This window comes from Aureibaculum luteum (assembly GCF_003449015.1).
In the GTDB taxonomy this organism is placed as follows: Bacteria; Bacteroidota; Bacteroidia; order Flavobacteriales; family Flavobacteriaceae; genus Aureibaculum; species Aureibaculum luteum.
In genome coordinates, this window is sequence record NZ_QRGD01000004.1 from 171,899 (window position 1) to 187,762 (window position 15,864).

13 protein-coding genes and 1 tRNA gene are annotated in these 15,864 nt (G+C 28.9%); 4 read left to right on the forward strand and 10 right to left on the reverse strand.

Translation table 11 applies throughout. The annotated features are described in order from the left end of the window. Positions 1–104: 104 nt before the first annotated feature. Positions 105–178 (reverse strand) — tRNA-Arg (locus tag D3P13_RS11405). 336 nt (positions 179–514) lie between these two features. Here D3P13_RS11405 and D3P13_RS11410 point away from each other — a divergent pair. Further along, positions 515–1,450 carry a sterol desaturase family protein gene (locus D3P13_RS11410; protein ID WP_117882481.1) on the forward strand — a complete coding sequence of 312 codons (936 nt, stop codon included), beginning with the start codon at positions 515–517 and terminating at the stop codon, positions 1,448–1,450. A 128-nt stretch (positions 1,451–1,578) separates the two neighbouring features. After that, positions 1,579–2,907 carry a DNA recombination protein RmuC gene (locus D3P13_RS11415; RefSeq protein WP_117882483.1) on the forward strand — a complete coding sequence of 443 codons (1,329 nt, stop codon included), beginning with the start codon at positions 1,579–1,581 and terminating at the stop codon, positions 2,905–2,907. Between the two features lie 288 nt (positions 2,908–3,195). Here D3P13_RS11415 and glyA read toward each other — a convergent pair whose 3' ends face one another. Then, positions 3,196–4,470: a serine hydroxymethyltransferase gene (gene glyA / locus D3P13_RS11420; protein WP_117882485.1), complete on the reverse strand. Its 1,275-nt coding sequence runs from the start codon at positions 4,468–4,470 to the stop codon at positions 3,196–3,198. 262 nt (positions 4,471–4,732) lie between these two features. Between glyA and fahA the strand changes: the two genes are divergently transcribed. Together fahA and D3P13_RS11430 are read left to right on the forward strand one after the other, a co-directional pair. After that, entirely contained in the window at positions 4,733–6,013 is a 1,281-nt protein-coding gene (fahA, locus tag D3P13_RS11425) for a fumarylacetoacetase (protein WP_117882487.1), read from the forward strand. Between the two features lie 85 nt (positions 6,014–6,098). Next, a complete protein-coding gene (locus tag D3P13_RS11430; RefSeq protein ID WP_117882489.1) occupies positions 6,099–7,283 on the forward strand; it encodes a hypothetical protein in 1,185 nt (394 codons plus the stop codon). A 24-nt stretch (positions 7,284–7,307) separates the two neighbouring features. On the opposite strand, the gene D3P13_RS11435 is transcribed toward D3P13_RS11430, so the two are convergent. From D3P13_RS11435 to D3P13_RS11475, 8 genes are all read right to left on the reverse strand, one after another. After that, positions 7,308–8,204 carry an SGNH/GDSL hydrolase family protein gene (locus D3P13_RS11435; RefSeq protein WP_157972898.1) on the reverse strand — a complete coding sequence of 299 codons (897 nt, stop codon included), beginning with the start codon at positions 8,202–8,204 and terminating at the stop codon, positions 7,308–7,310. A gap of 4 nt (positions 8,205–8,208) precedes the next feature. Next, on the reverse strand, positions 8,209–9,594 hold the full coding sequence (locus D3P13_RS11440; protein ID WP_232829175.1) for an MBOAT family O-acyltransferase: 1,386 nt from the start codon (positions 9,592–9,594) through the stop codon (positions 8,209–8,211). 52 nt (positions 9,595–9,646) lie between these two features. After that, positions 9,647–9,892, reverse strand: a complete 246-nt coding sequence (locus D3P13_RS11445; protein WP_117882495.1) for an acyl carrier protein — start codon at positions 9,890–9,892, stop codon at positions 9,647–9,649. A 24-nt stretch (positions 9,893–9,916) separates the two neighbouring features. After that, entirely contained in the window at positions 9,917–11,404 is a 1,488-nt protein-coding gene (locus D3P13_RS11450) for an AMP-binding protein (protein ID WP_117882497.1), read from the reverse strand. Positions 11,405–11,528: 124 nt separating this feature from the next. Continuing rightward, positions 11,529–12,929: a sugar transferase gene (locus D3P13_RS11455; RefSeq protein WP_117882499.1), complete on the reverse strand. Its 1,401-nt coding sequence runs from the start codon at positions 12,927–12,929 to the stop codon at positions 11,529–11,531. 367 nt (positions 12,930–13,296) lie between these two features. Next, the gene (locus D3P13_RS11465; protein WP_117882503.1) at positions 13,297–14,091 is read right to left on the reverse strand and encodes a methionyl-tRNA formyltransferase; all 795 of its coding nucleotides are present in this window, start codon (positions 14,089–14,091) and stop codon (positions 13,297–13,299) included. After that, complete coding sequence (locus D3P13_RS11470; RefSeq protein ID WP_117882505.1) at positions 14,088–15,014, reverse strand: polysaccharide deacetylase family protein; 927 nt, start codon at positions 15,012–15,014, stop codon at positions 14,088–14,090. The genes D3P13_RS11465 and D3P13_RS11470 overlap by 4 nt, the downstream gene beginning before the upstream one ends. Before the next feature lie 90 nt (positions 15,015–15,104). Beyond that, the gene (locus tag D3P13_RS11475; RefSeq protein WP_117882508.1) at positions 15,105–15,863 is read right to left on the reverse strand and encodes a polysaccharide deacetylase family protein; all 759 of its coding nucleotides are present in this window, start codon (positions 15,861–15,863) and stop codon (positions 15,105–15,107) included. Between the last annotated feature and the right edge of the window lies 1 nt (position 15,864).

The following is a 15,864-nucleotide window of genomic DNA, read 5'->3' on the forward strand; positions in this document are numbered from 1 at the left end:
AAAATTAAAAATAAAAGAAGTTTCAAGAATCAGATTCGACGAAAAACAAACCGAATAAAAGATATAAAACAAAAAAAACCTTACAAAAAGTAAGGCTTTTCAAGTGATGGCACTAGGATTCGAACCTAGGACCGCCTGCTTAGAAGGCAGGTGCTCTATCCAGCTGAGCTATGCCACCATTTGCTAAAATTAGCGGTGCAAATATAAAACTTAAGATTAAAATAACAATGATTTATCAATTTATTTACGATAAAATTTCACGTTCTAAAAATTCAATTATTTTTTTCAAAATTATTCATTATAATACTCTGATTTCAATTGCATTAAGAATAATAAATTTTCATCATTAAGGAAATCTATTTAACACAGTATAAAATTAAAACATACACTACGAGGTAAAATAGTTATTAGCAAGCTTAAAACATACTTGGAAAATGTTTTTTTATTGTTAAAACAATTGAAAGTTTGATTGAAGTACTTAGATTATATTTATATTTACAAAAAAAATTAAAAATTGGATTTAACCAACCCCTTAGTCTACGGCGGACCAGCATTTATAGCATTTATTTTACTAGAATTAGTTTATAGCAAAACACATGACAACGATGAGTTGTATGAGTGGAAAGATCTTTTTGCAAGTGGGGCCATGGGCCTTGGCTCAGCTATTATAGCCCCCTTAGTGAAAATAGTTTTTGCTGTTGTCTTATTCAGTTTTGTTTATGATTTATTTAATCCTTTAGTTGATGGTGTTCCAACAAATATTATGGGATGGGAATCTTTTGGTTGGGCATGGTATATATGGATTATTTGCCAAATTGCCGATGATTTTTCTTATTACTGGTTCCACAGAGCTAATCATGAAATTAGATTCTTATGGGCGGCACATATTGTACATCATTCTTCAGATAACTTTAATTTGGGTACAGCGGTACGTAACGGTTGGTTTACTGTACTTTACAAACCTTTCTTTTATATGTGGATACCTGCAATTGGTTTCCATTACGAAATGCTCATAGTATGTATGGGTATTGAGGCTCTTTGGCAATTTCAATTACACACTAAATATGTACCAAAATTAGGATTTCTTGAGAAATTTCTAAATTTACATACACAGCATCAAGTTCATCACTCTAGAAATATTGAATATATGGATAAGAATCATGGTGGATATTTAAATCTTTTCGATAAAATGTTTGGAACTTGGAAAGAACTAGACGAAGAAATAGAAATTAAATACGGAGTAACAACACCACCTTCATCTTATAACCCATTCGTTATTCTTACACATGAATATGGCGATATATGGAAAGATGTTAAAAGAGCCAAATCTTTCAAGGAAGGGTTTATGTACATTTTTGGACCTCCAGGTTGGAGCGTTGATGGAAGTTCACTAACCGTTAAACAACAACAAAAAATATTAAAAAAAGCTGCAATGGGTGCTGATAAATAATTATTGTCTCTAATTAATAAGACACATACCCTTTTTGTAGAAAACAAGTGCTGAATAAGAAATGTCAACAGAATGAAGGGTACCTTCATGTTTTTTTGTGATATTTTATACTAATTCTACTAACATTGATGGAACAATATTTCATATTTATTATCATATTTATTATTTCTTTACTCATAGGAGCTTTTATTGGTAAACTATTAACTAAAGTTGAAACCGAAAAAGAAAAATCAACGTTAGTTGAACGTAATACCATTCTTACCGAGATAAAATCTATTGCAGAAAAAACAATTTCGGACCTTCAATTAGAATATAGTCAACTTCAAGCTGAAAAAGAGCAAATAGTAAAAGTAAATATTCAGCAAGATGCCTCTATTCATAATTTAAATGAAAAGCTTTCAGATCAGAAACAAGAGCTTGAAAATATTCAAGAAAAATTCACCAAAGAATTTGAAAACTTAGCCAATAAAATATTAGAAGAAAAATCGAGTAAATTCACGCAACAAAATAAAGAGAATTTAAAAAATATCTTAACCCCATTAAACGAAAAAATTAAACTCTTTGAAGATAAAGTAGATAAAACACATAGAGAAAGTATCGATTACCATGCCGCATTAAGACAGCAAATAATTGGATTAAAAGAGTTGAATCAGCAAATGAGTAAAGAAGCTGTTAATCTTACAAAAGCTCTAAAAGGAGATAGTAAAACTCAAGGAAATTGGGGCGAACTTATCTTAGAACGTGTGTTAGAAAAATCTGGTTTAGAAAAAGATAGAGAATATTTTTTGGAAAAAAGTTTCAATACAGATGCCCTTAATAAAACACGACTAAGACCAGATGTTATTATCAATCTTCCTGATAATAAGAAAATGATTATTGATTCTAAGGTGTCTTTAACCGATTATGAAAGATATGCTAATGCAGAAGATGATAGTGATAAAGAACGCTATTTAAAAGACCATATCAATTCTCTCAATAGACATGTTACGCAATTATCTGAAAAGAAATATGAAGATATTTACGAAATAGAATCTCCAGATTTTGTATTGCTATTTGTACCCATTGAACCCGCATTTGCTGTTGCCATTAATACAGATAATCAATTGTATAATAAAGCTTTTGAAAAGAACATTGTTATCGTTACCCCTTCTACACTACTTGCTACATTAAGGACCATTGATAGCATGTGGCAAAATGAAAAACAACAGCGAAATGCCGTTGAAATTGCCCGTCAAGCAGGAGCTTTATATGATAAGTTTGAAGGCTTCGTAATCGATTTAACTAAAGTTGGTAAAAAAATGGACGAAGCTAAAAGTGAGTACAAAGGAGCCATGAATAAATTAGTTGAAGGAAGAGGAAATCTAATTACCAGTGTTGAGAAAATTAAAAAATTAGGAGCCAAAGCTAAAAAAGCCTTACCTCAAAAAATAATTGAAAGGGCAAAAGGTGAAGATTAATAGATAATAATATAGATCAATCATATTTTTTGTGACATTTCCATTCATTATAATGCTAACGAAGCCTAAATATTGAAGAGATCATTGGCTTCCAAAAGATTTTGCAAATTTTAAAGAAAGAGGTGATTGTTTAACTTTACACTAAATGAGAAGCGTTAGATAGTGTTTATATTAATGGAAATTTCACTTAACACCTTTAAAAGAGATGAAATTTAGTATTACAATAATTATAAGAATCAAAAAAGCGAGCTTAATAGCTCGCTTTTTTTTTATATAATAAGATTTAACTTAAGAATTAAACAATGGTCTATGACTCATCATTTCATTTACTTTTATTGCTACAGCTTCTAAAGCATCTTCATTTTGATAGTTCGTTATTACTTCATCAATAAACTCAACAATAATAGGCATATCATCTTCTTTAAGTCCACGTGTAGTAATTGCGGCAGCTCCAATTCTAATTCCTGATGTTACAAAAGGTGATTGTGTATCAAACGGAACCATATTTTTATTCACTGTAATGTCAGCCTTTACCAAAGCATTTTCAGCTTCTTTTCCTGTAATATCTTTATTACGAAGATCAATCAACATCATATGATTGTCGGTTCCTCCTGAAATTAAATCATACCCTTTTGCTACAAATGCTTTTGCTAATGCAGCTGCATTCTTTTTTACCTGTAATTGATAAAATAAAAATTCATCAGTTAATGCTTCACCAAAAGCAATCGCTTTAGCTGCAATAATATGTTCTAATGGTCCACCTTGATTTCCAGGAAATACAGCAGAATTTAGATAAGAAGACATCATCTTTGGCTTACCACTTTTTAATGTGACTCCCCAAGGGTTTTCAAAATCTTTCCCCATCATAATCATCCCTCCTCTTGGACCACGCAATGTTTTATGCGTAGTTGTAGTAACAACGTGACAATGTGGCAAAGGATCATTTAAAATACCTTTTGCTATCAATCCAGCAGGATGTGATATATCTGCAACTAATAAAGCACCAACACTATCAGCAATTTCTCTAAACTTTTTAAAATCTATATCTCTAGAGTAAGCAGAAGCTCCTGCAATGATTAACTTTGGTCTTTCCTTATTAGCAGTTTCTTGAATTTTATCATAATTTAAAATTCCTGTTTCTTTATCAACGCCATAAAAAGAGGTTTCATAAAGAACACCTGAAAAATTTACAGGTGAACCATGCGTTAAATGTCCACCATGAGACAAATCAAAACCTAAAATTTTATCTCCTGGTTTTAATAATGCGAAAAATACTGCTGAATTTGCTTGAGAACCTGAGTGTGGCTGCACATTTACATATGCGGCTCCAAATAAAGCTTTAGCTCTATCAATAGCTATTTGTTCTACTACATCTACGACTTCACATCCTCCGTAATAACGTTTACCAGGATATCCTTCGGCATATTTATTTGTTAATACAGAACCTGCAGCTTCCATTACCTGTTCACTTACAAAATTTTCTGAAGCAATCAATTCAAGTCCATTGAGTTGTCGCTGTTTTTCTTCTTCTATTAAATCAAAAATTTCTTGATCACGTTGCATTGTAATTGTTTTATAAAAAACCTATTTAAAACTTTCTAATGATTGGAATAATATTCTTTTAAAACCCTTATTAACTTTTTAAAATTTAAGTTTTTCAACTATGCATCATAAAAGTTTCCAAATTGCCATAAAATTGCTAATTTTCAAATCGATTTAAAAAGTTCAAATCAGTTCTATGTTAAAGTGATGCCAAAAATACTAATTTCATTTTGCAAAAACATATAAACTTATATATTTGAATAAAATTTTATACAATTAAAAGATGGTAATAAAAGCAAATGATCCGAATAGAAAGTCTTGGTTGAATGTTGAAAAGGATTCTGATTTCCCAATACAAAATATCCCTTTTGGTGTTTTTTTAACAAGAGATGATATTATAACAATAGGGACAAGGATTGGCAACTACGCCATTGATTTAGGAGCATTGCATCAATTAGGCTATTTTAGTGAAATACCATTAACTGATGATATTTTTTTACAAGACACTTTAAACGATTTTATAGCAGATGGTAGAATAACGTGGCGATTGGTTAGAAATAGAATTGCTGAAATTTTTGATAGTAACAATTCTATTTTAAAAGACAATGCAGAACACAAAGACCGTATTATCTTTACAATGGAAGAAGTTGAAATGCAATTACCAGTAACTATAGGTGATTATACTGATTTTTATGCAAGTAAAGAACATGCTACCAATGTAGGAAGTATTTTTAGAGATCCTGAAAATGCATTGATGCCCAACTGGTTGCATATTCCTATTGGTTATCACGGTAGAAGTTCCTCAATTATTCCATCAGGAACACCAATAAAAAGACCCAACGGACAAACGAAACCTAAAGGTGTTGACAACCCAATATTTGGTCCATCAAAATTGGTTGATTTTGAATTGGAAATGGCTTTTATTACTACAGATGTCAATAAATTAGGTGAAACTATAAAACTTGAAGAAGCTGAAGATTATATTTTTGGATTAATCTTATTTAATGACTGGAGTGCTAGAGACATACAAGGCTGGGAATACGCTCCACTAGGTCCTTTTTTAGGAAAAAGTTTTGCATCAACCATTTCTCCTTGGATAGTCACTTTAGATGCCTTAGAGCCTTTTAGAATGGCTAGTCCTGAACAAAATCCTACACCACTTCCCTATTTACAACAATCGGGCAATAGAAGCTTAGATATAAAATTGCAAGCTTCAATATTACCCGAAAATGGAGAAGAAACTAAAGTTACTGAATCTAACTTTAAATACATGTATTGGACCATGGCTCAACAATTAACACATCATACTAGTAATGGTTGTAATGTTAGAGCTGGTGACATGATGGGCTCAGGTACTATATCTGGTCCAACAAAAGAAACTTATGGTTCTATGCTTGAATTGACTTGGGCTGGTAAAAATCCTATTACTTTAAATGATGGCTCTGAACGTAAATTTATCAATGATAACGATACCGTTATTTTGAGAGGGTATTGTGAAAATAATACGGTTAGAATTGGGTTTGGTGATTGTATAGGAAAGTTACTACCATCAATAAAAGAATAATCTTTTTATACTTTCTGGCTAAATCAAATTTTAAAAAAGTACTTATTAAAAGGGTAACTTTGTAGTAAATCAACTATAATTTACTATGAAATCTACATTTATAAAATTTCTTTCGTATTTATTCATCGGAATAATTATGCTTTCTTGTGGAGGAACTCAAAAAACTACTAATCATTTACAATCTGGAAATTACACAAGTGCTTTCAATACAGCTATTACACAATTAAATAAAGATAAAACCAAAAAGTCTAATCAAAAACAAATTCCCCTTTTAAAAGAAGCATTCGAAAAAGCAGCTATTTCAGACAAGGCTGAAATTAATAAATTACAAAAAAGTAAAACACCTGAAAATTTAAAAAAGATATTGGGTAATTACTTAAACCTAGATATTCGACAAGATGAAATTAGGGTCTTACAACCATTATCATTTGAAGGGAATGAAGTTGATTTTAATTTTGAAGATTACACTACAAGTATTGCCGATGCAAAACAAAATTATTCAGAGAGTTTATTCAGTACCGCACAAAAGTTAATGAAAGGAAACACTTTAGATGCTAGAAACGCTTTTAAGCATATAGAAGATTTAATGTATGTAAATCCTACTTATAAAACAGGCCTAAATGATTTACTACAAAGAGCTAAGAGTAAAGGAAGTAGTTTTGTTTTAGTCCATTTAAAAAATAAAATAAAGGAAATTTCTAACGATAGCATTAAATATTTGAATAAAATAAATTCTTCAAACTTCGATAATCACTGGGTTATTTATCATGATAAAAAAGACCGGAAAGTCAGTTATGACTATCAGGTTGATATCTCTTTAGATAAATTGACTTTTGAACCCGAAAAAATATTAAAAGAGAAAATTAGTCAGGAGCAAAAAGTTCAAGACGGATGGCAATATCAATTAGATAACAACGGAAATGTTATGAAAGATGAAAAAGGGAATGACATTAAGACTCCGAAATATAAAAATGTTACCGCAGAAGTGCTACTCTATCAACAAAATAAGTCTTCCAAAATAGATGGAACTATAATCGTAAAAGATTTAAAAAAGAAAACTAACATTACGAATAAACCCGAATTTGGAGAAGCTAAATTCCAACATAATTACGCCAAATACAACGGTGATCAAAGAGCCAATGATCAGAAATACTTTGAAGCCTTGCAATCAAAAGCTGTAATCTATCCAAAAGACTTTGAATTTATTAAATATTCGATAAATAATTTTAAACAGAAAGTAGATGTGTTGCTCAGTGAGCAAGAGATATAAGCAAAATTCATTAATCTAAAAATGCTATTTATCTTTTAATTTATTAATAAAATTATTCGTAAATAATGTTGCTCCTTCATGGTTTAAATGAAGAGGATCCTTAAAATATTTTCTATTGTTTAAAAATACAGTGTCTTTTGTATAATCCAAAAAAGGAATCCCCTTTTCTTCACATAAGCTTTTCATAAAATCTAAATCTCTTTTTTGATTATAGTGTAAATACATGGGAGAATAAACAACAATAACTTTTGATCCTGAATTTTTAGCTAAATCTAAAAACTCGTTATTCGCCGAAATGATTATACTATCGTTATAAGGTTCAATAGATTTAATTGTGTCAATATTTTTCTTCCAAATTCCTACTTCCGGTTTAAAACCATTATCTGTACTTCTTTTTTTATTAGAAACTGTATTTCTGAAGATATTGTAAATTTCTGAATTGTAAGGATATATATTAGAAATTAATTTTAATTCTTCAAAGGAACCTTTAAGATTTACAATTTTTTGTATATCAATATCTTTATCATAATATGGTGTTAAATAAGATAAATCATCATAAGCTTGTTTTATTTCATCTGAACCTCCAATAAAATCCAAGATAATTATTTTAGGAACGTATCTTTTTAATACAGATTTCAAAACTGCATTTTGATATAACAAAACTGCACCATCTCTACCTGTATTATAACATGTTAGGCCCAATGAATCCTTAATAATTTTCGGAATATAGTGATGGTTGGCACGTGAAGAACCAAAAATTAATACATCTGCCTTTGTTTTTTCTAATGCATAAGTGATTTCATAATTAGTCCCTCCTACCGCTTTGAAATAAAAATGCTTAAGAACTTTTCCTATAGAAAAATCTAATATAAAAATCGTAAGTACAATTAAAATTATATTTATAATTATTTTTTTTAACATAAGGTCAAAATTGAAAATATATAAATTGACTGCCATCCAAAACCCCAATCAACAAAATTAAAATAAAAACAAAACTGAAAGAAACAATTCTCACTATTTTATATTTACTTTCAAAAAGTAAAAATTTATTGGGATAAAATTCATCTGTAAAATCTTTTAATAATAATAATGTTATGCCGAATATCATATAAATTACTATCGAAGAGGTTCCAATAAAGATATTTCCAGATGTCGTAAACATTTTGTGGAAAATAGTTATCGCTTCGTTTATATCTGTACCTCTTCCAAAAATTTCTGTAGTAGCAAAAAGAATATACGTAATAATGATACTTATTATAATATATAACCTATTATTATTTAAATTAAATTTCTTTTCAAAAGTTAACTTTTTCTTATTGGTTAACGCTTCAATACTCAATAGAACTCCCTGCATTACACCCCAAACTAAGAATGCTAAGGATGCACCGTGCCATAAACCACTTAAAATAAAAGTAATCATTAAGGCTATAACTATTCCCCAAATTTTATACTTTCTAAAAGCAAAAGTTAGGGGGGTATATAAATAATCAGTTAACCAAGATATTAAAGAAATATGCCAGCGTCTCCAAAATTCTGACATTGAAGTTGCAAAAAAAGGTCTTCTAAAATTATCCATAACATTAATCCCCAAAATTTTTGAAACCCCTATAGCAATTAAAGAATAGCCTCCTAAATCACCATAAACTTGAATTGGGTATAACAAAGTGGCAACTATCAAAGAAGAACCATTATGAAATTCGGCATTTTCAAAAATAGAGTTAATATAAATCCCCGTCCTATCAGCGACAACCAATTTCATGAAATAACCCCATAGCATTAATTTAGCTCCTGAAGAAATCATATCATAATCAGGATTTTTACCAGATCTAAACTGAGGTAACATATTATTAGCCCTTTCAATAGGGCCAGATAATATTAAAGGGAAAAACGAGATAAATAAAGCTACAATCCCTAAATTTTTTTCGGCTTTAATTTCTTCACTATATACATCAATTGTATATCCTATAGCCATAAATGTATAATATGATATACCTATTGGTAATAACAATTTAATTTTCGGCAATGGCCATCTGACATTAAATTGATCTAAGAACATAAATATGCTATTATTAATCTCATTAAAATATTTATAGAAAAACAATGGCAGTAAAATCAATATAATATTAATAACCATGTATTTATTTTTCTTTTTCTCATCATTTGTGCCGTCAATGAGTCGAGTAAAAAAATAAGTAGACAAAGAAATAGCCGCAGTAAGTAAGGCAAATACAGGCTCTATATTTATATAAAAAAAGTAACTAACTATTAATAATGTTAACCACCTATACCTTTGTGGCGTAACAAAGTACATAAAAATTACAATAGGAAAAAAAATAAGAAAATTAAAAGAAGTAAAGACCATTTTATAAATCTACTTTAGAGTTTATGATTTCTATCATATCTCCAAGGTTTTTCATTTTATTTAGTTCTCTGAATTTGAATTTAATAGAAAAAGTATCTTCAACTTCTCCCACAATTAACATATGAGACAAAGAGTCCCAACCATTAACATCTGCTGCACTTAATTCATCCTTTATGTCAAATTCTTCATGTTCAAGAATTCTTACAAAAATATCTCTTAGTTTCTCAACGATAACATTCCTATCCATGTTTTTATTAAAATTTAAATTTTATTATATAAAGTTATTTATTAAAATTTTCCTATCGATTTTACCGTTTATGTTGTTGGGAAAAACAGGTAAAAAACTAAATCGAGTTGGTATCATATAAGAAGGTAATTTAGATTTTAAATAATCTAATAATTCTGTTATATCAATTTTCTCATTTTCTATAACTAAACCTATTTCATTATTACCAATTTTATTTTCAATGGCTATTGCAACCGCATTTATAGAACTTAAAAAAGCCTTGGCATGAAATTCGATTTCAGATAATTCAACTCTAAAGCCTTGAATTTTTGTTTGAAAATCAATTCTACCTAAATACATGATAAATCCATCTTCATTCATAAAACATAAATCTCCTGTTCTATACATTCTTTTAATTTTCCCATCAATTTCCAAGTTAAAAAATGCTTCTTTATTCTTTTCTTCATTATTCCAATAGCCTGGATTAAGTTGACCTCCTGTTAAACACAACTCTCCTTTTTCACCATTAACAACCAAGTTATCATTATCATCAACAATTATTAATTCAGAATCACCTAAACTCTCACCAATAGAAAGTACTCCATTACATGTCAAGCTTTTATCTCCAATATAATTATAAGAAGAACAAATAATAGTATGTTCTGTTGGTCCATAAGTATTAATTATAATTGCATTTGGAACACAACTACTCCACTCATTTATTAGTTCTAAATCCAATGCTTCTCCACAAAATAAACTATATTTCATATTTGGAAAGTTCATTTCTTCAAAATAAGGTCGTAAATATTGAAGCATTGAAGGAACCATCATTGTGATAGAAATACCCGATTCATCTAACAACTCAAATACATAAGAATACTTGATCTCAGTTTTGGGAATTGTATACACACAAGCCCCGTGTAATAACGGTATTAAATAGGATATTATTGAAAGATCAAATGTTAAATTAAACATCTGTAAACATTTATCTTCATAGGTTATTTCAACATCTAAATCATCATACGCATCTACAAAAGAGTTAAGATTATATCGAGAAATTGGAACACCTTTTGGTCTTCCCGTAGTTCCAGAAGTAAATAATAAATACGCTAAATCATTTTCAGAAACTTCTTTTACCTCTAAATCTAAAGTGGTTTTTTCCAGCTCTGAAGACTTAATTAAATTATATTCTAAAAAGGTATCGTTAATAGATGAATCTAAAATTGTAGTAATGCCAGCTTGATTAATAATATCTTTATTTCTATCAATAGGTGCTTCAGGACTAAGAGGCACATACGCTAAACCTTCGAGCCATAAAGCAAAAATTGAGGCATAAGTTTCCAAATCATCATTTTCTATTAGCCCGACATTTTTAACTATGAAAGTTTGTGATTGTAATTCTTTACGAATTCTTGAAATACATTCTCCTAGTTCATTATAGGTGTAATAAGTTTTTGAAATACAGAAGGCATTTCTGTATTTGTGATATTCACATATATCTACAAATTTTTGCAGAACATTATTATTAAACATATGGAAATCCTTTAAATAATTATTTAATTTATTTTAAAATTAGTTTTATAAAACTAACATAAAAAAAAGCTACTTTACATTTAAAAAATAAATATTTAAGTAGCTCTTTTAATTTATTTAAAAATTAAGCACTTCTTTTATGTTTAAAAACAATGTTATAAATTGCTTTAAAGAAGTACTTTGTATCTGTAGTATACGGATTTCTTAATTTTTCTTCAAGATATTCTTTTTCAGATTGTAAAACACTCTCCACAGCACCTTTTCTATCTAAAGCTACATAAGGTGGCACACAACCAGGTTTTTGAGCTAAACGCAATTTTTGTAAATCTTCAGGAATATCTTGAAAGTAACGCTGAGAAACAGGCCTAGCACCAACAAGTTTTAGTTCTCCTTTAAAGACATTTATTAACCGAGGTAATTCATCAATCCAATATCTACGTAATACTTTACCCCAAGGCACCAATCTAAAATCATCTGCAGGTTTTCCTGTTTCTGCATAACCGTTTTGCTTTAAGACATAATCTTGTAAATATTCCGAATAAGGGTGCATAGTTCTCAACTTATAAACACCAATAATTTTACCATTTTTACCAACCCTTCTCATTTTAAATAAGGGTCCGTAACTTGGGTTCATATCAAAAACTGGTTCCTTAATTTTTTTTGCCGCAAAATAATGAATTCCATCAATTACCTTCACGTCAATTATATCGAAGCCACAAGAAACTAATCTACCCAACGTCTCAGCCTTAGAAAGTAATCTATTTTTACCTTTAGTTGTGAAAAAATATAATTTCTTCAATATTGGCATTTTAGGAAAAACTCTTTTAAATAAGAATTCAAAACCAAAATATATTCTACTTATATAAGGTAATTTATTTATTGGGTGTCTTTCTGCTCTAGATGCAAATGTTTCAAAATTACCCAGCAAAACACCATTTAAAGGTAATTTACTATTTACTTCTTCAAATTGTTTATTTATCAACCTGAAATTATTAACCTTATCAATTAACACAATATTCTCAACACCGTCAAATTCACTATAGTTAGATAAAACTTTGTTTTTTGATATAATTAAATTTCTAACAGATGATATATTAATAAATTCCTTATAGAATTCATATGCATCTTCTCCTATTTCATCAATAATAAGTCCTTTGTTATTAGAATTTAAAGCTCTTTGAAGCGTTTCAATTTCCGAATAATTATTAAAAGCTTCTAAAAATTCACTTTTCCACTCTGAGAAAACTTTAATTGAAATACCTTCCTTTTTACAAACTTCTTTTTCACTAACATCATCAATAAGACTATCCACAACAATTCTTATTCTTTCCAAAGATGAAAAATCTGCTGCTTTTTTATTTCTAACAAGTTTTTTTGTTAATAAACGAAGTTTTGAAGAATCTTCTTTCTTTAAATTCAAATCTGACTCAAAAGAATCATTTAAAGTTATATTCCTCTTCAAGTGAATATAATCTTCAAGAAACTTTTCAGATTCAAGTTTTTGGGTTGGGTAATTTTCAATCATAGCAATATAGTTTTTTAATTAAACTGTAATCTTTAAAATATTAATAGGATGAATCCTATTTGACATACCAAAACGCATGCCATAAAATATTTTAGTTAAAGAAAAATAGTTGAAAGAAAAATAAACTATATAAAAAAAATTAATTGTAATAAAACTAATATTTTTTTTTACAAAAAAAAATATCATTTTACACCAATTATCCACATACTTATAAGTTGTAAGTATCATTTTACTAGGGGGTTCTTTTTAATAGCTTTTGCAAATATAAGAAAAAATAATTAAATTCTAAAATAAAATGTTAAAAAATGTTAATTATCAAATGCGTTAAAATACTATACTGAACCTCAAAAGGTTACATATTGAAAGTTTATGAAAATAAAGATTGAATCCTTTTTTTTCGATAGCTAATTGCTTCTTTTAAGCTTGGTGTGGTATTATAGGTCGCTTTATCATCGTCATTAGGGATATAATTAAAATCCTTCTTTTCTAATTTATCTAAAGCTTCGATCATTGCTTTTGCAGCAATGGTATAATTCTTTTTTACTATAGAATTAAAATTATCTTTCTTACCTACTTCGTATTTTTTTTGTATCAAAATTTCACCTGAATCTATCCCTTCTTCTACAAAATGTATAGAAACACCAGTTTCCTTCTCACCATAAAGCGAAACCCAGAAAGGTGTAAGCCTACCCCTATTTTTAGGTAATAAGGCATTATGCCTATTTAGCACACCAATTTTAGGAATTTCCAATAAATCTTTCTTAACTATATTTTGACTTTGATTTATAATAACATCAAGATTTAGAGTTTCTAAAAATTCTCTGAATTTTTTACTATTTGGTGTTGTTATACTTTTTACAGGAATACCCAATGATTCTGCATATCCTGCTATTGAAGGATCTTTAGCTACACCCCATTTGTGGAATTTCTTTTTAATTTTATGAAAAACAGTTTTAAAAGACGTTTTAATAAAGTGCCATGGCCCCATAATTAGTAATAAAGAAAGTACATAGGTATATTTAGATTTTCCTTTAGAAAGTGTTAATCTATCTCCTTTAGGCACAGCTAACCCTATAATTTCATCCTTTTTAACATCAATGATTTCTTTAATAAAATCATAAGTTTGGATTGGATCATCCATCGTTATTATATAAATTCTCATTCTAATAATCCTTTTTGTTTACAAAAATCTTTTATGGTGCAAAATTCAAAATTATGCTTATCAAAATATGCAATTTCTCTTTCATAAATTTTTATGCCAGCTGGGCCTAAATTTTTTACTTTTAGCTTTGAACGCACTGTATCTTGTAAAAAAGAAGCTACTATATTTTTTGATCTTTTATTTATTTGTCTTTCTTCATCACTCTCATCTATAAATTCATTAGGATGCGTATCAAAAACTATGGGTTTACCAGTTTTCGAAGATTCAAAAGCCATAACCCTACGTTGTAAAGCGGTAAAATTTGGGAAAATCCGCATGGTGGTACTTAAGTATGGTATTAACGAGGCACTTAATGGAACTTCAATAATTTTACCATCCCCCTTTTTGAATAGAGATTCTTTACTTGTTTTATATGGCAATCTCGGTGCTGTTAGCCAATTTAATTTTTTTAACCCTCCAAAAGACATGAACATATCAAATCTTTGAGAAGCTACAGAACTATCTATTTTAAAATTCGTTTCAGCTAGTGCTATAGCAGTGTCATTGTTTACACGCAGTGCTGGAGCTCTAAATGAGATTACTTCTTCACCGATAATATTTTCTAGGATATCTTTTGATGTTTTTAAATGCCTTATTTGCTTTTCCAACGGCATTACATCAAATCCATTTTCTTTGGTATGTGAAAGTCCATGGCTTCCTACTTCATGTCCATAAGGAATAACCATTTTGACAATTTCGGGATAAAGTTTTGCTATATAACCTGTAAAATAGAAGGTTGATTTAACATTATATTTTGCATACAAATCTAATAACAATGGCATTCCTTCAGTTAAAACTTTATAACCAGTTTCATCCCTCAGTGTATTATGCCAAATTGATGTAGTTTCCACATCATTTGACAATAAGCAATATTTCTTTTTCATCTAAATAAAATTAGTCTAACCTATTTTTTCAATTATTTATAACAATTGATGTCTCTTTTTATAATTAAATACACATTATGGACTATCATACTACTTTCTATATTTTATAAGAATAGCTTTAACTACATTTTTAATATTTTGCATTACCAGTTCTACAAACCATAATGGACCAACATCAAACCATCTATGTGGATGCGTGCTAATAATCAATTGATCAGGCATTTTGTCTTGTTTAATTAGCTCCATCATATGATCAATATTTTTTACTGGAATGTTAAAATTAGTTTCTACCTTATCTCTAACAATTACACTTTTTTTATTCCATGCCCTTCCTGTATCCGTGATATAAAAAACTTTATTATAATCTACATCAAAATAAGGTTCTGCTATAATACCATCCTGCTTATAATCATACTTTTCCCATATTTGACGATTGTCGATTCTATTTCCAGGGCTTCCATGCATGCAAACAGTTGTAACAGGATAAAAAGTACGAAAATAGGCTAAATTTTTTTTGTAATTTTCATAGGCTTTTTCAAAATCACCTTTAGTCATTCCTAAATCTTCATAATGATAACCAACCTCATGCCCCATTTTAGCAATTGTTTGAATTACATTTTTATCATTGCTTTCTGGAACTATTCTAAAATAATAGCTTCCTTTAACATTTAGATCTTTTTCTATTTTACCCAACCAAGTAGCATTGATAGACCTCCTATCAACATCATGTCTTAAAACAACTACCTTTTCTTTAGGGTCTTTAATAAATTCTTCAAAAGTTTGAACTGAATAGTTTTTCTCGATTAATATTTCAACTAATTCTTTATATTTTTTTAGGGTAAAATCCATT

Coding starts and splice junctions, on each gene's coding strand:
- D3P13_RS11440 (WP_232829175.1), bottom strand. CDS start 9,594: ATGTACTTTGTTACGCCACAAAGGTATAGGTGGTTAACATTATTAATA.
- D3P13_RS11465 (WP_117882503.1), bottom strand. CDS start 14,091: ATGAGAATTTATATAATAACGATGGATGATCCAATCCAAACTTATGAT.
- D3P13_RS11430 (WP_117882489.1), top strand. CDS start 6,099: ATGAAATCTACATTTATAAAATTTCTTTCGTATTTATTCATCGGAATA.
- D3P13_RS11435 (WP_157972898.1), bottom strand. CDS start 8,204: ATGTTAAAAAAAATAATTATAAATATAATTTTAATTGTACTTACGATT.
- D3P13_RS11455 (WP_117882499.1), bottom strand. CDS start 12,929: ATGATTGAAAATTACCCAACCCAAAAACTTGAATCTGAAAAGTTTCTT.
- glyA (WP_117882485.1), bottom strand. CDS start 4,470: ATGCAACGTGATCAAGAAATTTTTGATTTAATAGAAGAAGAAAAACAG.
- D3P13_RS11445 (WP_117882495.1), bottom strand. CDS start 9,892: ATGGATAGGAATGTTATCGTTGAGAAACTAAGAGATATTTTTGTAAGA.
- fahA (WP_117882487.1), top strand. CDS start 4,733: ATGGTAATAAAAGCAAATGATCCGAATAGAAAGTCTTGGTTGAATGTT.
- D3P13_RS11475 (WP_117882508.1), bottom strand. CDS start 15,863: ATGGATTTTACCCTAAAAAAATATAAAGAATTAGTTGAAATATTAATC.
- D3P13_RS11415 (WP_117882483.1), top strand. CDS start 1,579: ATGGAACAATATTTCATATTTATTATCATATTTATTATTTCTTTACTC.
- D3P13_RS11470 (WP_117882505.1), bottom strand. CDS start 15,014: ATGAAAAAGAAATATTGCTTATTGTCAAATGATGTGGAAACTACATCA.
- D3P13_RS11450 (WP_117882497.1), bottom strand. CDS start 11,404: ATGTTTAATAATAATGTTCTGCAAAAATTTGTAGATATATGTGAATAT.